The organism is Parabacteroides sp. HGS0025, assembly GCF_000969845.1.
In the GTDB taxonomy this organism is placed as follows: domain Bacteria; phylum Bacteroidota; class Bacteroidia; order Bacteroidales; family Tannerellaceae; genus Parabacteroides; species Parabacteroides gordonii.
Window position 1 is genome coordinate 1697780 of sequence record NZ_KQ033902.1, and the last position, 19106, is coordinate 1716885.

Genomic DNA, 19106 nt, shown 5'->3' on the forward strand with positions numbered 1-19106 from the left:
GAATACCATCAAAAACATTTCAAGAAATATTAAAATAGTATTCATATTAATAATAACACACAAAGATATGCGAATTACCTTTCTAATACAATCAGAAAAGACTAAAATCTTTTCATGTATATTAATTACATTCCTATTGTTGGCTTTTGCACCATTGGTAGAAGCACAAAATCAAAAGGTTCATCTGACCGGAACGGATATTTCTCTCCGTACTGCTTTTGAGCAGATAGAGAAACAAACAAAGATGTCGGTAGATTATGATGCGAAAATACTTGATACTTCGCGTCCGGCTCCTGCAACTTCGGGGGAAACAACTGTCGGCGATCTGATGAAAGTGTTGTTGCAGAACTCCGGTTGTACTTTCACGATACAGGGATCACATATCCTTATTTCGAGGCAGGTGGTTGCTGAAAACAAAAATAAGGTGACCGGATCGATAACCGATGAAAGAGGAGAACCTGTAATCGGAGCATCCGTATTGGAAAAAGGAACAACCAATGGAACTATAACAGATCTGGATGGTAAATTTACATTGGAAGTGTCTTCCGGTGCAGTCTTGTCAGTCAGTTTTGTTGGCTACCAGACTCTTTCTGTTAATGTCGAGGGGAGGAGAAATGTCAATATCACTCTGAAAGAAGATATGGAACAGCTGGAAGAAGTGGTTGTTGTCGGTTATGGTACACAAAAGAAATCCAGTTTAACAGCCTCTGTTGCTACTGTTCCTGCCCAGGAGTTGAACAAACAAGTGGGACACTCCGTGGCATCTGCCCTGCAGGGACGTACTCCTGGTGTGGAAGTATTGCAAAAAGGAGGGGAAGCAGGTGCTGATATAAAGATACTTGTGCGCGGAGCCGGTACATTCGGCGCTACGGAGCCTCTGTATGTCATCGACGGTGCATTCTCAAACAATGGCCTTAACTCGTTGAATCCGTCGGATATCGAGTCGATGGAAATATTGAAGGATGGTTCTGCTGCTGCCATTTATGGTTCACGGGCAGCGAACGGCGTAGTTCTGATCACAACGAAACATGGTCAGAAGGGGAAGGCGAAAGTGGAGATATCCGCAAACTACTCTATGCAAACACCTTCCAAATACCTAGATTTCCTGGATGCAAACGAACATCGTGAATATACAAAGCAGCTTGTCGCTAATTCCAGTAATCAGACCCAGGCCCCGGAAAATGTAAATCCGACTGATCCGGGTATCAATACGGACTGGCAGGATGCTTATTTAAGAAACTCACCTATGTATAATCTGAATGCGGCTATTTCCGGTGGCGGTGAATATTCGACTTTCAATACCAGTATCGGTTATTTCGATCAGCAAGGTATTATGGAGTTCTCCGGTTTCAAGAAGTACAATGCACGTGTGAACGGAACTTTCAAGAAAGGCCGTCTGACTGTCAGTGAAACACTTTCTGCCGCATTCACGAATAAAGAACCACAAGTAAGAATGGTCATGGGGATTCCGACCGTGCCGATGACAGATGCCGAAGGACGATATGTTTCGGCAGGCAGGGAGTTTTACGTGAACGAAAGTAAGGTGACGAATCCTTTCGCTTCTTATTCCAATACCGTCAGAAGAAATAAGACAGTCAATGTAACAGGTAGCTTAAACATAGGATTGAACTTGTTTAAGGGGCTGGACTATAAGCTTGTACTGGGTGGTGATTATATTTCCACAAATAATTATTCCCGCTCCATTGCATTCGATTCCAACTGGGATGCCAATGGTGACCCGGATCCGGATTACAGCCGGACGCTCAACTCCCTGTCGGAAAGCCGGGGGCAGCGATTCAACTATACGATCGATAATATATTGACTTATAAGAATACTTTTGAAGGTCATACTTTCGACGCAATGATAGGTACCAGCTGGATGCGTGAATATTACAGAACAATGGGAATCGGTTCGGGTTCTACGGATCTGGGAGGCCCCAGTATTACTATCTATAATGGAAAAGGAGATATAACCAGCGAGGAATATAATTCGGCTTTACTTTCATTTTTCGCTCGGTTAAACTATGACTACAAAGACCGCTATCTTGTTTCTGCAAGTATCCGTAGTGATAAGTCTTCAAAATTTGCCAAAGGAAACCGGGTAGGGTATTTCCCTTCTGTCTCTATTGGTTGGAATATACATGAAGAAGAATTCTTTAATATCGATTGGATCAGCAGAATGAAAATTAGAGCCAGCTATGGAGAATTAGGGGCAAACTTTATTGATCCTTATTCATTCCTTTCCACGGCATACGGCCCTATTCCATCAGTGTTCGGTGAAAATCAAACCGGACAGGAAAGTGTGATGAACGGTTATGTTACTAAATTTGCTCAGGAGAACCTGACGTGGGAGAAATCTATATCTAAAAACATCGCATTAGAAATGGCATTTCTGAATAATCAATTATCATTCACGGCCGAATACTTCTGGAAAGATAACAATGACCTGCTTGCTCCGTTGCTGCCTTTGGCTTCATCCGGGCAGACCATTATGACAAATGGAGGTGATTTACCTGTTTTCAACTCTGCGTCGGTAGAGAACAAAGGCTTTGAATTTACGGTAGGTTATCGTAAAGACTGGAAAGACTGGAGCCTGGGTGTTACAGCCAATATTTCGGCATTGAAAAATAATGTGAAGAGTCTGGGCGAAGGGGTACAACCTATCAAGGCGGAAGTGATGATGAGCGGTTCATTCAACGACCGTCCTACCATTACGAAGCCGGGGCTTCCTATCGGTACATTCTGGGGATATGTGATCGATGGTTTTGATGCTGACGGAAACTTTATTTTCCAGGATAATAATGGTAGCGTAGATGGTGTATTGACCGGAAAACCGGATGGAAAGATCGATGAAAACGACAAAACAGCTATCGGCAATCCTCATCCGGATTTTACTTATGGGTTGAACATCAATGTCGGTTATAAGAACTGGGATCTGACCGCTTTCTTCCAGGGTACGCAAGGCAATGATGTCTTTGCTTTGATGAAGTACGACTGGTATTTCGGCGGTGCCAACAGTGCCATTCTGAAAGATGCTTTTTACAACTCGTGGACTCCGCAGAATACGAATGCAGAGGCTCCTAAGCTGAATAGCAAGAATAGTTCGGGTATCAACTCGCTACCAAGTACATTTTATGTAGAAGACGGTTCTTATTTCAGATGCAAGAATTTACAGATCGGTTATTCTTTTGACAGGAAGTTGTTGCAGAAGTTCCATGTCGATCTGGTGCGGATTTATGCAGGTGTGCAAAATCTGTTCACTATCACCAAGTATCCGCTGTATGATCCGGAAGTTAGTTCCAACGCGCTGTTCGACAGAGGAGTGGATGGATTCTGGCAGGCGCAGGAGAGTCCGCATGAAGCAACAATGAACTCCAGAGTATATAATATCGGTATCAATTTAACTTTCTAAAACTCGTATGAATATGAAAAACAGTTTGCATAAAATATTAATATGGGTCATCGGTTTCGTAATTACCGGGATGATGACTTCTTGTGAAGACATTTTTGACGAATTGTCTGTCAATCCGAATCAGTTGGATGTAAACTCATTCTATACTACACCGGAAAATTGTAACAAAGGAGTTCTGGGTATCTATGGTTACATATCTACTCCGCGTAACCTGGGTGCTTGTGGCTTCGGGTTGATGCTGACCCGTAGTGATGAGGGATGTTCAGTAGCCGATTATGGTGTACCCGGTGCTTATAACGAGGAATTTACTCCCTCGTATTATTCTTTGGTACAGCCGTTTCAGTTGATGTATACGGCTGCATCGCAGGCGAACCAGATGATAGAAAGTCTAACTGATCTTGAATTTAGTAATAAAGAACAGCATGATGCTTATCTGGGTGAAGCTTATTTCCTTCGTGCATTCACGCACTTTTTCTTATTCATTAATTACAGGAACATACCTTTAATCAAAGAATTACCAAAAGCCCCAAATGAATATAAACCGCAGGCAACACCGGAAGAGGCCTGGGATTTTATCATAGGTGATCTGATTAAAGCGAAAGACCTGCTCCCGGGTAAGGATTATTGGGACTTAAAAAACAAAGGCCGTGTTACCAGGGCTTCAGCTTGTGCCCTTTTGGGTAAAGCTTATCTGTATCGTTCGGGCATAGAGCCTAAATACGGTACTTCACAAACGACTTATTATGATGAGGCGGCAGCTGCATTTGCTGAGATCATCAATGGAAATTGCGGCAATTACCGACTGGTAGACGATTATTCGTGGAACTTCGACGTAACTCATGAAAATAACGATGAGTCTATTTTTGAAATACAATTTGTCGGTGTGTTGAATACCGGATTTAATCCCGGTTTTGTGGATAGCGGCCTGTTTAATGATATCCGTTGTAAAATGTGTATCATGAATAAAAACAGAAATTCGAACAGTTCTGCACAAGTGATGCATAATTGGTTATATGACAAATTTGTTGCCTCAAAGACCGTTGATGGAAAGACTGATCCACGGATGTTCGGGTCGTTTGTTTTTAATGATAATGCTCCGGAAATTATTAATCCGGAAGGAATGAAAGTGACTTTCCTGGAAAATAAAAACTGGGAGGCAGAGATGGGATCCAAAGACGGTACATTCGGCGAACAATATGAACTGGCTGCCGGATATAAGATGTGTAGCAGAAAATGGATGGATTGGACACTGCCTCCAACAGACGATGCTGGAGCTCATTTTTTCAATGGCCGTGCACAAGGTGTCAACTGGAGAATGATTCGTTATTCGGATGTCTTGCTGATGTATGCTGAAGCAGTCGTAATGGGAGGTAAAGCTACGGCTAATATAACCCCGTTGGAAGCGATCAATCGTGTACGTGACAGGGCCGGTGTTCCTCATATTGCAGATGCAAATATGGAAACGATCGAAAATGAACGTATTCTGGAGCTTACTTACGAAGGATTTCGCTTTTTTGATTTACTTCGTTGGGGAAAAGTGGTGGAACGTTTCCGTGAGTTGGAAGCTTCCGATCCTTTGTTTAAGAAGTTTAGCAGAGCTCAGTATATGGGTTTCCAGGAAAACAAGAATGAGTGGATTCCGCTGCCTATCGATGAAGTAGAAGGTAATCCGTATATAATTAAGAATAATCCAGGTTGGTAATTAAAATAAAGATAACATGAAAATAGCTTATTATTTGATATGCACTGCTTTTCTTTCGGGTTGTGTCTCTTCGCAAAACAATTGTCCGGTAGAAGGCAATAGCAAAACTTTGCATAATGGAATAGTTCTTCCGGAGCTTTGGCCTCCGGGTATGGTGGATGATGGCGTTTGCCGTGAAATGCCTTTGCCGTATATTGAAAACAAACCGGCTGTTATCCCGATTAATCTCGGACGCCAGTTGTTTGTCGATGATTTTCTCATTGCAGAAACAGATATGCAGCGTGTCTCTCACAAAGCAACGTTTTACGAAGGAAATCCGGTACTTGCACCGGATAAGGAATGGGAATATACGTTTGAACGTGCCCCTTATGCAGCTCCTTTCAGCGATGGCATCTGGTATGATGAGACTGACCGGAAATTCAAAATGTGGTATCTGGCCGGTGCGGGATCTATGCATAAACACCGCCAGAGTTTTTACACCTGTTATGCCGAATCGCTTGACGGTAAACAGTGGGAGAAGGTTAATATGGATGTGGAACCGGGTACCAATATTGTCGATACTTGTGATAGGGATGCTGCTACGGTATGGCTGGATAAAACATGTCCGGATCCGGAAAAGCGTTTTAAACTTTTCAATGTGGAGAAGCACCGGGGTGGCTGGAAAGTGATCCTGAAATATTCGAAAGATGGCATACACTGGTCGGAAGGGGTGGCTCAATCCGGGCCGGTAGGCGACCGTACTACAGCTTTCTATAATCCTTTCACCGGGAAATGGGCACTGAGTCTCCGGCAAGGAGCTAAAGCGGACGGACGCTCCAGGGGATATCTGGAAAATGAAGATCCGGAAATGGCTGTCAGTGTGGCACATTCGTTGGCGGCGGGTATCAAAGATAAAAATATAGTCTTATGGTTTACTCCGTCGGATAAGGAGTTGGTGCATCCTGAATTTCCGGATGTACGTCCTGCCATCTATAACTTTGATGCTATGCCTTATGAGAGTGTCATGTTGGGATTTTATGCTATGTGGAAAGGGCCGGAGAATGATGTTTGCGATAAATTAGGTATTCAAAAGAGGAATGAGATTGGAATGGGATACAGCCGCGATGGCTTCCATTTTTATCGTCCTACTTATGAACCGATTATGGGTGTCAATGAAACGGACGGGGCATGGAACTGGGGAAATATGCAATCGATTATCGGCGTACCGCTGATTGTAGGTGATTCCCTGTATCTGTATTCCAGCGGAAGAATGAAAAACGATGTCATGTGGGATGGTTTTACTTCCACGGGTATGGCAACCTTACGTCGTGACGGGTTTGTTTCCATGCAAACTCCGGGGCAGGGTTTCCTCACTACCGGAAATATTAAATTTGACGGTAAGTACTTTTTTGTTAATGCACAGGTTAAAAACTTGCAGGTAGAGATATTGGATGAAAAAGGAAAAGTAATCTCCGGATTTTCCAAAGATGACTGTGAAGTATTGAAGGATTTAAATTCGACCAAACAAATGGTTACGTGGAAATCCGGAAAAGACCTGTCCTCTCTTACTGATAAAGTCGTGAAAATAAAATTCTATGTAACTGACGGTGACCTGTATGCTTTTTGGATTTCTCCCTGGAAAACAGGTGAAAGCCGAGGATATACAGGAGGTGGTGGTCCCGGCTTGAATCCGGCCGGAATAGATAGACCCATACAATGAGAAAGATGATTTCTATATAATAAATATGGTATGTAGTATATTTCGTTAACCATATTAAAGGTACGGTAAATATGCTGCATACCATGACGCTTTTGTGTAAAGAAAGGCTATCCGTGATGGATAGCCTTTTTTGCGTTCTACCAAAATAACATTTGTTTATTTTGGTTTTGAAATATGAAATTTCATTTCGAAATATAGAACCATATTCCTACCTTTGTAAAAAATAAATAGCAATGGGGATATTTACGGAACAGGCATTAAAAGAATATGCAGAAAAGTATCCCGACTCAAGAGTCGCTCTTCAAGAATGGACAACGATAGTAAAACAGAGTAAGTGGACTAATTATGAAAGAAAATCAGGCTCAATATGAATGGGCAGTTAAAAGGGTAGAGGAACTTCTTCCACTAGTGGATGACAATACTCCACTGAATGATCCTAATAGCATAGAATTAGAGCTTTTGTCTAATCTTGTGGCTGATTACTCAGAGGAGCATTATGCTTTAGGAGAACCAACTTTGGTGGATGTACTAAAACTTCGCATGTATGAAATGGGACTTAATCAAAAATCATTATCCAAACTGATAGGAGTAAGTCCTTCCCGGCTTAGTGATTATATCTCTGGTAAATGTGAACCGACTTTGAAAGTTGCCAGGGAAATTAATCGGAAACTGAATATTGATGCTAATATAATACTCGGAGTATAACCTATTTTATTTACTTGATAAGTAGACCGACAGCTACTTATCGAGTAGGCAGTATGGTTACTTAAGAAGTAAGTTGCAGTCTACTTATTAAGTAGATTTCGCCTTACTTAGTAAGTAGGCTTAGCCATTGTTTAGTAGCAGGTTTGTGTTTAGATTGAACGGCATTTTTTTATTGAAATATCTTCAAAAATATTTTGTTATATCAGAAAAAGAATACTACCTTTGTATTGTCAAGAAAGATTGACTTCATCGATTTTAATAAATGCAACTAGTAGCATTTATTTTGGCTTAAATCTAAATTAAGCCGGTCGGCTAGTTGTTCTGCCGACAACATTTTGCCCACTCTTACAAAAGTAAGTCTGTTGCAAGAAGTGGGAGGGAAACTTTTCTTCTAGAAGGGGGAAGAAAAGGGGTAGAGTATCTCTTCGATCCTTATTATAATCATTTTATTTATATAAAATATGGCACTAAAATTCAGACGTGTCAAAAAGTCGTTCGGTTTCGATAAATCGAAGACCGAGAAGTATGTGGTGGTTCCCGAAAGGGCAACCCCAGTGGGATTTGAATATCTTTGCGAGCAAATCGCATTGATATCGGGTGTTAACAAAGGTATGGTGCGAGCAACCTTATTTGGGTTGGTTTCTTCCATGAAAACCTTCATTCAACAGGGGCACACTGTGCAGGTGGAAGGATTCGGGAGTTTTATCCCGTCTTTTAATGCCAAGAGTAGCCTTGTTGAAAAGGATGCAAATGCTGAATCCATCCGAAAGATGAAATTACGTTTTGTTCCGTGTGCGGAACTACGTGAAATGATGGAGCGGATGAGAATGGATTTCAATGACAAAGACAGTACTAACGATACTAAAGAATCCGATTCTCCTTCCGGAGGTGAGGACGACAGACCGGTAATCGAATAGTTCACGATGTTATTTTAAAAGTTACTCCCCGGGTCGATATTTTTCGACTCGGGGAGTTTTATTTTTCAGGGAAGCCTTGGAAATAAAGAAAAAGTCTATATCTTTGTCTCGTTCTCACGCCGATTTTACGGGTGGGAGCAGACATATATTTGAAAGGCGTTTATTGACGTCTTGTCTTCGGTATCTCAAACTTCGCAACTTTGAACAAAGAGAAGACAGGGCAGCGGTAGATGTCTGCGGTGATTTGTGAAATTGTATACTTCATGCGTCTTTTGGCGCATGAATGTATATTTTTGTACATATCGGCGTGGGCTTCAACGTTGCTTATCCTCTTTGTTGGGCATGCGAAGGCCTGAGGTACGGGATAAGTGACAGACGAATCCCGCGCTTTTTTTGTATATGCTGATTTATAAGAACTAGTCACTAGTTATTAATATTTTAAATGTAAATCAGATGAATACAAAAAGTATTTTTCTATTGTGTATGTGGCTCTTCGCCACATGTTTCTTGCAGGCACAGGATAAGATGCCGCAAGCAGTTAGTTACCAGGCTGTAGCACGTGATGCACAAGGTAAAGTGGTTGCCCAAAAGCCAATAGGCATCCAGGTTGAAATTCTGAAAGGTTCGACTACCGGCACTGTCGTTTTCTCCGAAACGCATTCTCCAACAAGTAGCAAAACCGGAACGGTCAATCTCCTGATCGGTCAAGGTACACGCAAAACAGGTACATTCTCTTCCGTCGATTGGGGAGCAGATACCTATTATTTACAGTTAAGCATGGACTTAACCGGTGGAAGTAATTACGAAAAAGTTTCGACAACACAGATGTTGCCTGTTCCTTATGCGTTGTATGCGGCAAAAGCCGGAACGGTTGAGAATGGAGGTGAAAGCGGTAATGGTAGCGGTAATATTGCAAAATTTGTTATTATGTCAGATGATGACGCTGAAGAGCTAACCAAAGTCTTGAGGGGAGATATAATAGAAGAGGAAGCAAATTCAATAGGGACAGGATACTTTAGTTTTGAACCGGATATTATATATTTAGATGGAACAGATCAGGAGTTAGATGCTGTTATAGAAAATTGGCCCGCTGGAACTAAGATTGGAGATAGTTATGGGACAGAAGATGAACCTTACGGAGAACATGTCCTATTGCCTTCTACATCAATGTGGCATCACTGTCTTATATCTGCTTATAATATACCGAAAGGAACTCATGAACTGAAAATGCTTATAAAGAATAAATATGGTACTATACTAAAGGAATATCCTTTTACACTGAAAATTATAGATAGAAAATATGAATAACATGAAATATCTACTAATTTTCATTTCATCCTTCTTTCTTCTTCCCGCTCTTCAAGCCCAAGTACTGGACGGAACTTTTAGTTTTATAGGAGAAGAAACAGCTACTTCCGATATTCTATTGACAGCTATCGGAGGTCAACCCTTTGAAGGTATGACTGTTGAAGCGCCGTTATCTTACGGCTTTATCGAGGTGGTTTCCACAGCCAATGAATATACGAACGTCTCGGCTCTAACTTTGGAAAAAGATCTGGTTTCGGCGGAGGTTGGGGAGCAGTTACAACTGACAGCTACTTTTTCTCCGGCAGAGGTGGATAACCCGATGCTCGGTTGGTATTCGTCAGATCCTTCGGTAGTGGGGGTAAAGGATGGTGTTGTTTCTGCCTTGCAAGAGGGAAAGGCTACGGTAACGGTCGTTTCGGCTAGCGGTGTTTTTGCAGATCAGTGCGAGGTGACGGTCAAGTCCGATCCTACTTCAATAGAAATGGTGAATAGCAGCAACCGCATATATCCTACTGTTACCAAGGATTATCTTTATGCCGATTTGCAACAACCACAAACGATTTATATCATAAATGTATCAGGTAAAGTATGTGAAAAAATCCAGTGTCAGACTGGACGGAATACAATCACGATGCAGACATATCCTACCGGAGTCTATTTTATCCGCATGGATAGTGAGGTTGTTAAAGTGATAAAACGGTAGAATCGTATCATTCTGCCAACCCAAACTTTTCTCCGGTAGTAATTGGATTTCTTTCCGATTGCTACCGGAGTTTTTATAGTATAAATATGCTGTAAAAACATTTTCCTGGGTGATCCATTGAAAGTATCCTTTGGATGGTGAAATTATCGCTACGATATGTAATATAACAGAGTTGTCGAATCATTATAAATAGGAAGAATTGATATGAGTGCTATTGGACAAGGGGGAGATCCCCAAATGACTGCTAATAATCTTACTCCCGCATACCCGACTCACCCGGGGGAGATTTTGAAAGATGAGATAGAGTATAGGGGAATATCACAGCGTAAGCTGGCGAAACAAATGGGGTTAGCATATTCTGTTTTGAACGAAATCTTGAACGGGCATCGTCCAGTCACAGAAAAGACAGCTTTACTTTTTGAGGCCGTTTTGGGAGTCGATGCAGAACCGTTGATGCGCCTTCAACTTAAATACAATATGCAGGCTACCCGTAAAGACAAAACATTTATGGAGCGACTGGCAGAAGTGCGTAAAATTGCTGCAGTGCTTTGAGTTTAGAAAATATTATCCGTGTGAATAGTGAAATCTTAGCATAGTAATATGCCGTAAAAACATGTTATGTAGCATATATTTGTTAAATCATATTAAAGGTATGAGAAAAACAAGCGAAATATTATGCTACATAACATAAAGTCTCTATATTTGCACTGTGTTTTTCATGGTATTAGATTTAAGGTTAACAATGAAGATTGGCTGTCCGTGATGGATAGCCTTTTTTGCGTTTATAGGGATGTTGATCTTTGTATCCGTAGAAAAATCTTATCTTTGTACTCCTTTAAACGTAAATGCTTCAAATAAAGATATGAAAAGAATATTCTGCCCCAAATGTGATAATCAGTTATCGTTTGATGAAACCAAGTATCCGGATGGACAAGTGTTGGCTTTTGTGTGCCCTCAATGCGGTTCCCAATTTAAGATAAAGCTGGGAAGAAAGACCGTGCGTACGGAGTCTGGTCAGGAGAAAGAGGTGAAAGAACCGGATTTCTCTTGTGGCTACATTACTGTGATAGAAAATGCGTTTGGTTTTAAACAGGATCTGCCGCTTGTGATGGGGGATAATGTGATTGGCCGTCGTAACAAAGATACAGAGGGAGTAGACGCTCCGATTATTACCGCCGATCCCAGTGTAGGACGTAAGCATTGTATTATTAATGTGAAAAAGAACAAAGAAGGCAAATTTATTTATACCGTCCGCGACTTTCCCAGTCTTACAGGTACTTTCTACCGGAGTGTTCTGCTGGGGAAAAAGGAGCAGGTACGAATAGGAGAGGGAGCTATCATTACTATGGGAGCTACTACTTTTATTTTACATACGGCAAATGAAGGAGAGGAAGAAGAGGATTTTTAAATAAACTTTAGACGCTGTACCGGAGTGAAAATAGTCTCTTACATCAGGGCGATAAGGGAGATAGGGGGAATTGGCGTAGGTTTCGGGAGAGATGGATACAAGATTTCCTTTCATCTCCGGTACAGTTCTAAAGTTTAATTCTCATTATTCATGCTTTTTGTTTAGTTGTTCAACGATAAAACAACTGGAAGGCCGTTTGGCTCAAAGTAGTTTACATAAAGAATCAAAAAGAACTGAAAGAAAGGTTCTGCTAAAAGCCAGTGTTAATGCAGGTAGTGCTTTATAAACCAAAGCTGGGAACTCCTTTCTTGCAGTAAATCTAAATGTTAATTGGAATATTTTCACAATTGATTTCTGCCTCTTTTTAACACTTCTGACTTACTATTTCGTCTAATTATACCGGACGGAAGGTTCCTTATCCATTATTTTATATGTACTTTTGCGGCTCAATAGGCAATAGAGGTTACAAATGGGACAAAATAAGGTAGAGTCGGCAAGTGGGATTACCTTCCGGATTTTAGTTGCGTTGAGCATATCGCATTGTATAAACGATTCGTTACAATCTGTTATTACAGCAGTTTATCCGTTATTTAAAGACGATCTGGCATTGAGTTTCGCACAGATCGGATTGATTACACTGGTTTATCAATCCGCAGCTTCCGTCTTCCAGCCGCTTACCGGGTTGTACTTCGACAAGCATCCTTCTCCGTGGTCGTTGCCCATCGGGATGAGTTTTACTCTGATCGGTTTGCTCAGTCTGGCGTTTGCCAACTCCTTACATTGGGTGCTGTGTTCTGTCGCTTTGATCGGGGTAGGGTCGTCGATATTCCATCCGGAAGCGTCGCGGTTGACATCGTTGGCTTCGGGAGGGAAGAGAGGACTGGCACAATCGTTGTTTCAGGTAGGAGGGAACCTGGGAGGGTCGTTGGGGCCGTTGCTGGTGGCTATTCTGGTGGCTCCTTACGGGAGAAAGCATATTGCATTGTTTTCTATCCTTGCTTTTGTGGCTATTCTGATAATGACTTCGGTAGGACGTTGGTACAAAGGCTTGCTTCTGCGGTTTAAGCGCGAGGATGTCGGTTCTTCAAAGTCTCATGTCGAAATGCCGTTACCTCTGGGGAAAACTGTTTTTTCCATTTCCATCCTGCTGATCCTGATCTTCTCCAAATATATTTACATGGCCAGCCTGAACAGTTACTATACGTTCTATCTGATCGAGAAGTTCGGTGTGAGTGTTCAGTCTTCGCAGTTGTTCTTATTTATCTTTCTGATAGCGACTGCGCTTGGTACACTGATGGGAGGGCCGATCGGTGATAAGGTGGGACGTAAATATGTTATCTGGGCTTCCATCCTGGGGGCGGCACCTTTTTCTTTATTGATGCCGCATGTACATAGCTTGTATCTGACGGCTGTACTTAGTTTTTGTGTCGGACTGACTTTATCTTCTGCTTTTCCGGCTATTCTGGTCTATGCACAAGAGTTGCTGCCTTATAAGCTGGGACTTATTTCCGGATTGTTTTTCGGATTTGCTTTTGGCGTGGCAGGGATCGCTTCGGCTGTATTGGGGAATCTGGCCGACCATTATGGTATTGAAAGTGTATATAATGTTTGTGCTTATATGCCGTTGATCGGGCTGGTCACCTGGTTTTTGCCCGACTTGAAGAAAGCCTCTAAAAAAGGAAGTTAGCCCGCTGAACAATACCCGAGAGGGCTTTGTTATTAATCATAAATTTCGCACAAACTAAATTTAAACGCATTTATGATTAATAACTTAACGCATTTCAGTATTGGCTTGCTACTCTTTTTCCCTGCCGTTACTTTTGCCCAGACAGAGACTGTCGACCTGAGTCTGGAACAGTCGATGGAGCTGCTTCAAAAGAAGAACCGGAGCATTCGGATAGCAGGAAAAGAGGTGGAGTTAGCAAAGAACGAACACCAGAAGCTGAACTCTTTCTGGTATCCTTCCGTCAGTGCAGCCGGTGCCTTTGTACATATGTCGAATCCGGTGGAGGTAAGACAGCCGCTGGATCAATTCACCGACCCTGCAAAAGATTTTGTTCATTCCATTATCCCTGACGACCAGTTTATTTCCTCTATTCTGGATAAGATCGGGCAGAACACATTGACACTTCCGCTTATCTCACAGAATATCACGTCCGTCGATGCCAATGTTACCTGGCCGCTTTTCACCGGGGGAAAACGTATTTGGGGTAGTAAGATCGGAAAGACGATGGTCAATATAGCCGAAGTCAACCGTGAACAGGTAAATGCCAATCAGCAATCGTTGCTGATTGAAAGTTATTTCGGCTTGCGTCTCGGCCAACGGGTGGTTGCCGTGAAGGAAGCCACTTACAATTCCCTGAAAACACATTACGACCAGGCTCTCAAACTGGAACAGAACGGAATGATAAACCGTGCCGAACGTCTCTTTGCCCAGGTAAGTATGGATGAGGCCAAGCGCGAGTTGGAGTCTTCCCGCAAGGATCTGGAGGTTGCTGCACAGGCATTGAAAAGTCTGCTGAATATGGAGGAAGGAAAAGAAATCAGCACGACGACCTCCCTGTTTATAAACGAGAACATCCCTTCCGCCGATTACTTTAAAGAGTTAGTCCCCGCCAACAACTATCTGGTCAACCAATTGAAACTACAGGAAAATATAGCAGGGAATGAACTGAAGATCGGCCGTTCCGGTTATCTCCCGGAAATCGCTTTGTTCGGAAAGCAAACGCTTTACTCGCATGGCGTGGATAAATACCTGATGCCCCGCACAATGATAGGTATCGGCTTTACCTGGAATATATTCGACGGATTGAACCGCGAAAAGAAGATCCGCCAAGCCCGTCTGACCAGCCAGACGCTGGCTATCGGGAAAGACAAAGCGGTGACGGATCTGAAGGTAGGAGTAGACAAGTACTACACCCAACTCCAGAATGCACTCGATAATGTAAAAGCCCTGAATACAACGCTCGAAATGAGTAACGAACTGGTTCGTATCCGCCAGAAGTCTTTTCAGGAAGGAATGGCGACCTCTACCGAGGTGGTGGATGCAGAGGTGATGCTGTCGAAGGTAAAGACCGCTTTTCTGCTGGCCTATTACCAGTATGATGTCGCATTGATCAACCTGCTGTCTATCTGCGGTATCCCGGAAGCATTCCATCAGTACCGGCTGGAAGGAACGACAGAGATAATATGAAACAAATCGAATAAAACTAAACACAAATAATAATTATGGATAATACAAAAAAATACCTGACGATCTCCTTTATCGTGGTGCTGATCGCCGTCATAATCATATCCGGTGTCGGAATGCTTTTGTTGAAGAAGAAGCCGGTCATCCTGCAAGGCCAGATCGAGGCGACCGAAATACGCATATCCGGTAAACTGCCCGGACGAATCGATACCTTTCTGGTGAAAGAAGGACAGAATGTAAAGGCCGGCGATACGCTTGTCGTGATCAATAGTCCCGAAGCCATGGCAAAATATCAGCAGGTGAATGCATTGGAGAACATCGCCCGGTTCCAGAATCAAAAGATAGACCAGGGAACCCGGAAGCAGATCGTCGCCTCTGTGCTTCAACTGTGGAACAAATCGAAATCCGACCTTCAGCTGGCTAAAACAACTTACGACCGTATCACGGCTCTTTATAAAGACAGTGTAGTCACTTCCCAACGCAAAGACGAAGTGGAAGCCCTCTATAATGCCGCCGTCGCCAACGAGCGGGCGTGCTATAATGAATACCAGATGGCGCTGGACGGTGCACAGATACAGGATAAAGAAAGCGCTCGTTCGCTGGTGACAGCCGCACAGGGTACCGTAAACGAAGTGGAAGCCCTTTTGCAGGATGCCCGCCTGGTAGCTCCCGAGTCCGGTCAGATCTCCACTATCTTCCCGAAACGTGGTGAACTGGTTGGAGCCGGTATGCCTATCATGAACCTGGTCGTACTGGATGATGTACACGTCGTACTGAATGTGCGTGAAGACCGCCTTCCCTTATTCAAAATGGGAGGAACCTTTAAAGCGGATGTTCCCGCTATCGCAACAAAAGATATTGAGTTTAAAATTAATTATGTCAGTCCCCTGGGCAGTTTTGCCACCTGGAAATCGACTAAACAAACCGGAAGCTACGACTTGCGGACATTCGAAATCCATGCCCTTCCCGTAAAGCCGGTCGACGGACTACGCCCGGGAATGTCAGTCCTGGTTAACTTGGGAGAACAGTAATCGGTGCCGTCTATGAGTAGTAATAAAAAACAACATAGTCCTTTTTACAACGTACTTCACCGGGAACTGCGCCGGATGGTTTCGCGCCGGCTGTATTTCGGAGCCTGTATCGTGCTGCCTCTGTTCTGCATCTTCTTCATGTCCACCATATTCGGAAACGGGCAGATGGAGAACATTCCGGTGGGCATTGTCGATCAGGATCAGACAGCCTTGTCGCGTGAGGTGATCCGCCAGGTGGAGGCTGTCCCCACTTTCCGGGTGACACGGCATTATGTCGACGCCGAGACAGCCCGTAAAGCGACACAGGCAAAGGAGATATATGGCTATCTGGTGATCCCCGATCAATTTGAAGCCAATGTGACGGGTGGGAGACAGGCCACCTTATCCTACTATTATCACTACGCCTTGCTGAGTGTGGGAGGTGAGGTAAGAGGTGCTTTCGAGACTGTGCTGCGGACGCTCTCTATGTCGCCGATCGTTGCAGAGGCCGTTGCTATGGGAATCAACCAGAAGCAGGTAACGACCTTTCTGGTGCCGATCGAAGCACAGAACCATCCATTGTTCAATCCCGATCTTGATTACTCCGTCTACCTGAGCAATCCGTTCTTCTTCATCTTCTTCCAGGTGATTATCCTGCTGGTTACGGTCTATGCCGTAGGTAGCGAAATCAAATTCGGTACCGGCGACGACTGGTTACAGACTGCCGGCATGAATATGGTGACAGCCCTTTTCGGGAAACTGTTGCCCTATACCGTCATCTTCTCCCTGATGAGCATCCTGGGGAATTACGTCATGTTCGGCATGATGAATATCCCTTTCTCCTGCGGTTTCTGGCCGTTGAACCTGACGAGCGTCCTGTTTGTGATAGCAACGCAGGCGTTGGCCGTCTTTCTGTTCTCCTTGTTTCCGGCAATCAGTATTATCATCAGTATCGTGTCGATGGTCGGCTCGCTGGGAGCCACCTTATCGGGCGTTACTTTCCCGGCTGCGGCCATGTATGCCCCGGTGTATTATGCTTCGTTCCTGTTTCCGGTGCGTCATTTTGTCGAGATCAACCAGAACCTGCTTTACGGAGATTACGGGTTTGCCTATACCTGGTGGAACTTCAGCGCCCTGTTCTGCTTTATACTCGTGGCATTGCTGATATTGCCACATTTAAAAAGAGCTATATTAAGTCATAAGTATGAAAATATTAAATAACATAAAAGCCGGCCTGGCCGATATATCCTCTATCATCCGGACAGAGTTTAAAACGATTGCGGGTAGTTTTGCGATTGTGCTTGTCCTGATGGGAGGGATATTCATGTACGGGCTGCTATATAATTATATGTATGCCCCCGACCTGGTTCGTAACGTCCCGGTCGTTGTTGTCGATAATTCCAAAACAGCCCTGAGCCGCGAATATATCCGCTTGCTCAATGCCACGCCGCAGGTAGATGTGATCGCTACGGGCGAGGATAACGTACAAGCTAAAGAGTTGATGAAAATGGACGAGGCGGCCGGTATCCTCTACTTGCCATACGACTTTACCGACCGCGTTTCCCGTGGCGACGAGTCGGTCTTTATCATGTATGAAACGACCAGCGCTTTCCTTTACTACCTGGCGATGCAGGAGGCTTCGGCTTCGTCCATGCTGGCGCTTAACGATCGTTTCCGCCCGGAAATGCTGGTCTTCCTTCCTTCCGAAGATGCCGCGCAACTGGCTTCTGTGCAGCCTATCAATGTGGTCGGAACCGCCCTGTATAATTATACGGAAGGCTATGGAACTTATCTGATCCCGGCTGTCCTGATCGTCATTATGTTCCAGACATTGTTGATGGTGATCGGTATGGTCAGCGGCGACGAGCGGCAATTCCGTTTCTTGCGCAACTATTCGCCTTCGCTGGGGCAGGCCATGCGGCTTGTCGCCGGAAAGACGTTTGTCTATATGCTGCTGTATGCCGTCTTTTCCCTGTTCTTATTGGGACTGATCCCTTTGATCTTCGATCTGCCGGACATAGGGAATGTATGGAATATCATCATGCTGCTTATCCCGTTCCTGATGGCTACCAGTTTCTTCGGCCTGACGGCATCGCTGTTCTTTACAGACTCGGATGCACCTCTGCTGATGATCGCCTTCTTCTCCGTCGGCCTGATCTTCCTTTCCGGAGTGTCTTATCCGTTGGAACTGATGCCCTGGTATTGGAAACTGTCGCATTATCTCATCCCGGCGGCCCCGGCAACCTTGGCGTATGTGAAGCTGAATTCGATGGGCGCTTCGATGGCCGGGATTCATACGGAATATATTACGCTATGGATACAATGTGCCGTTTATTTCGTGTTAGCCTGCCTGGTATACCGGTATAATATAAGGAAATCGCATCGCTGATTGCGCAGATCCGGGGGAGCTTCTTTACGACGGTAATTTGAAGCGCCCCAGGTCGTTCTTTTGGCGCAGTTCCCATCGCCGGGTCAGTGGAGGGCATTTATGGGCACGTACGATGCGGTTCGTGAAGTTGACACCTTTTCCCATGCCGCAATAACGGGCGATTTCAGTCATGCGCAGGTCGGTGTAGCGCAACAGTTCGTCCGCCATCAGCAATTGCCAGGCCGCAACGAACTCCGAAAGGCAAAGGCCGGTCGCGATACGGACAAGGCCGCTGAGGTCGGGCTCTTTCACGCCCAGCCTGACGGCCAGTTGCCGTGCGGAATAGACCTGGCGGCTCATGAGGGAGATCATCTCGTCGAACACATCGAGCCCTGTGTGGATGCGGGTGTCCGGCAGCGGAACGTATTCGTATGTCCCGTCTTCGTGATAGCGGCGCATGGTCGTAAAAGGAGGTACGAATAGTTGCTGGACGGTAAATTGCGGTTTCCTTTTCATCTTTATAGGGTATTAATTCGTTACAAAGATACATTTTTATATCAATACGTGTTTAAAGTATAATTTCATTTTGTGAATTTATACTATTAAATAGTGTAAATATAAATTCTATAAATAAAATTATATCTTCAAATGATGTATGTATAAATCTATAAAATCGATTTATAT

The 19106-nt window shown here is 43.9% G+C and carries 15 protein-coding genes and 1 pseudogene; 15 read left to right on the forward strand and 1 reads right to left on the reverse strand.

The window, feature by feature from the left end; genetic code table 11:
• Nucleotides 1-67 precede the first annotated feature (67 nt).
• The 15 genes and pseudogenes from HMPREF1212_RS06460 to HMPREF1212_RS06525 all read left to right on the forward strand — a co-directional run bounded on the left by HMPREF1212_RS06460 (nucleotide 68) and on the right by HMPREF1212_RS06525 (nucleotide 18443).
• Complete coding sequence (locus tag HMPREF1212_RS06460) at nucleotides 68-3412, forward strand: SusC/RagA family TonB-linked outer membrane protein (RefSeq protein WP_087880886.1); 3345 nt, start codon at nucleotides 68-70, stop codon at nucleotides 3410-3412.
• Between the two features lie 13 nt (nucleotides 3413-3425).
• Entirely contained in the window at nucleotides 3426-5114 is a 1689-nt protein-coding gene (locus HMPREF1212_RS06465; RefSeq protein ID WP_046150261.1) for a RagB/SusD family nutrient uptake outer membrane protein, read from the forward strand.
• 16 nt (nucleotides 5115-5130) lie between these two features.
• A complete protein-coding gene (locus HMPREF1212_RS06470; protein WP_046148813.1) occupies nucleotides 5131-6813 on the forward strand; it encodes a hypothetical protein in 1683 nt (560 codons plus the stop codon).
• 233 nt (nucleotides 6814-7046) lie between these two features.
• Nucleotides 7047-7151 (forward strand): annotated as a pseudogene (locus HMPREF1212_RS27535) (type II toxin-antitoxin system HigB family toxin); the annotation flags it as partial.
• A 7-nt stretch (nucleotides 7152-7158) separates the two neighbouring features.
• Nucleotides 7159-7518 carry a helix-turn-helix domain-containing protein gene (locus HMPREF1212_RS06475; protein ID WP_046148814.1) on the forward strand — a complete coding sequence of 120 codons (360 nt, stop codon included), beginning with the start codon at nucleotides 7159-7161 and terminating at the stop codon, nucleotides 7516-7518.
• Nucleotides 7519-7979: 461 nt separating this feature from the next.
• Nucleotides 7980-8435 carry an HU family DNA-binding protein gene (locus HMPREF1212_RS06480; protein WP_028727508.1) on the forward strand — a complete coding sequence of 152 codons (456 nt, stop codon included), beginning with the start codon at nucleotides 7980-7982 and terminating at the stop codon, nucleotides 8433-8435.
• A gap of 453 nt (nucleotides 8436-8888) precedes the next feature.
• Nucleotides 8889-9743, forward strand: coding sequence for a hypothetical protein (locus HMPREF1212_RS06485; protein WP_046148815.1), 855 nt, complete (start codon nucleotides 8889-8891; stop codon nucleotides 9741-9743).
• A gap of 1 nt (nucleotide 9744) precedes the next feature.
• Nucleotides 9745-10446 carry an Ig-like domain-containing protein gene (locus HMPREF1212_RS06490; RefSeq protein WP_046148816.1) on the forward strand — a complete coding sequence of 234 codons (702 nt, stop codon included), beginning with the start codon at nucleotides 9745-9747 and terminating at the stop codon, nucleotides 10444-10446.
• Nucleotides 10447-10650: 204 nt separating this feature from the next.
• Nucleotides 10651-10998: a HigA family addiction module antitoxin gene (locus HMPREF1212_RS06495; protein ID WP_028727511.1), complete on the forward strand. Its 348-nt coding sequence runs from the start codon at nucleotides 10651-10653 to the stop codon at nucleotides 10996-10998.
• A 310-nt stretch (nucleotides 10999-11308) separates the two neighbouring features.
• A complete protein-coding gene (locus HMPREF1212_RS06500; protein ID WP_028727512.1) occupies nucleotides 11309-11854 on the forward strand; it encodes an FHA domain-containing protein in 546 nt (181 codons plus the stop codon).
• Nucleotides 11855-12323: 469 nt separating this feature from the next.
• Entirely contained in the window at nucleotides 12324-13541 is a 1218-nt protein-coding gene (locus HMPREF1212_RS06505; RefSeq protein WP_046148817.1) for an MFS transporter, read from the forward strand.
• A gap of 72 nt (nucleotides 13542-13613) precedes the next feature.
• A complete protein-coding gene (locus HMPREF1212_RS06510) occupies nucleotides 13614-15047 on the forward strand; it encodes a TolC family protein (protein WP_046148818.1) in 1434 nt (477 codons plus the stop codon).
• Nucleotides 15048-15082: 35 nt separating this feature from the next.
• A complete protein-coding gene (locus HMPREF1212_RS06515) occupies nucleotides 15083-16075 on the forward strand; it encodes an HlyD family secretion protein (protein WP_046148819.1) in 993 nt (330 codons plus the stop codon).
• 12 nt (nucleotides 16076-16087) lie between these two features.
• On the forward strand, nucleotides 16088-17275 hold the full coding sequence (locus HMPREF1212_RS06520; RefSeq protein ID WP_046148820.1) for an ABC transporter permease: 1188 nt from the start codon (nucleotides 16088-16090) through the stop codon (nucleotides 17273-17275).
• Nucleotides 17259-18443, forward strand: coding sequence for an ABC transporter permease (locus tag HMPREF1212_RS06525; RefSeq protein WP_046148821.1), 1185 nt, complete (start codon nucleotides 17259-17261; stop codon nucleotides 18441-18443). Before HMPREF1212_RS06520 ends, HMPREF1212_RS06525 begins: the two co-directional genes overlap by 17 nt.
• 24 nt (nucleotides 18444-18467) lie before the next feature.
• On the opposite strand, the gene HMPREF1212_RS06530 is transcribed toward HMPREF1212_RS06525, so the two are convergent.
• Nucleotides 18468-18938, reverse strand: coding sequence for a helix-turn-helix transcriptional regulator (locus HMPREF1212_RS06530; RefSeq protein ID WP_046148822.1), 471 nt, complete (start codon nucleotides 18936-18938; stop codon nucleotides 18468-18470).
• Nucleotides 18939-19106 lie beyond the last annotated feature (168 nt).

Bases quoted from the DNA above. Each gene is read 5' to 3' on its own strand.
- HMPREF1212_RS06460 (WP_087880886.1), top strand. From the start codon at position 68: ATGCGAATTACCTTTCTAATACAATCAGAAAAGACTAAAATCTTTTCA.
- HMPREF1212_RS06465 (WP_046150261.1), top strand. From the start codon at position 3,426: ATGAAAAACAGTTTGCATAAAATATTAATATGGGTCATCGGTTTCGTA.
- HMPREF1212_RS06470 (WP_046148813.1), top strand. From the start codon at position 5,131: ATGAAAATAGCTTATTATTTGATATGCACTGCTTTTCTTTCGGGTTGT.
- HMPREF1212_RS06475 (WP_046148814.1), top strand. From the start codon at position 7,159: ATGAAAGAAAATCAGGCTCAATATGAATGGGCAGTTAAAAGGGTAGAG.
- HMPREF1212_RS06480 (WP_028727508.1), top strand. From the start codon at position 7,980: ATGGCACTAAAATTCAGACGTGTCAAAAAGTCGTTCGGTTTCGATAAA.
- HMPREF1212_RS06485 (WP_046148815.1), top strand. From the start codon at position 8,889: ATGAATACAAAAAGTATTTTTCTATTGTGTATGTGGCTCTTCGCCACA.
- HMPREF1212_RS06490 (WP_046148816.1), top strand. From the start codon at position 9,745: ATGAAATATCTACTAATTTTCATTTCATCCTTCTTTCTTCTTCCCGCT.
- HMPREF1212_RS06495 (WP_028727511.1), top strand. From the start codon at position 10,651: ATGAGTGCTATTGGACAAGGGGGAGATCCCCAAATGACTGCTAATAAT.
- HMPREF1212_RS06500 (WP_028727512.1), top strand. From the start codon at position 11,309: ATGAAAAGAATATTCTGCCCCAAATGTGATAATCAGTTATCGTTTGAT.
- HMPREF1212_RS06505 (WP_046148817.1), top strand. From the start codon at position 12,324: ATGGGACAAAATAAGGTAGAGTCGGCAAGTGGGATTACCTTCCGGATT.
- HMPREF1212_RS06510 (WP_046148818.1), top strand. From the start codon at position 13,614: ATGATTAATAACTTAACGCATTTCAGTATTGGCTTGCTACTCTTTTTC.
- HMPREF1212_RS06515 (WP_046148819.1), top strand. From the start codon at position 15,083: ATGGATAATACAAAAAAATACCTGACGATCTCCTTTATCGTGGTGCTG.
- HMPREF1212_RS06520 (WP_046148820.1), top strand. From the start codon at position 16,088: ATGAGTAGTAATAAAAAACAACATAGTCCTTTTTACAACGTACTTCAC.
- HMPREF1212_RS06525 (WP_046148821.1), top strand. From the start codon at position 17,259: ATGAAAATATTAAATAACATAAAAGCCGGCCTGGCCGATATATCCTCT.
- HMPREF1212_RS06530 (WP_046148822.1), bottom strand. From the start codon at position 18,938: ATGAAAAGGAAACCGCAATTTACCGTCCAGCAACTATTCGTACCTCCT.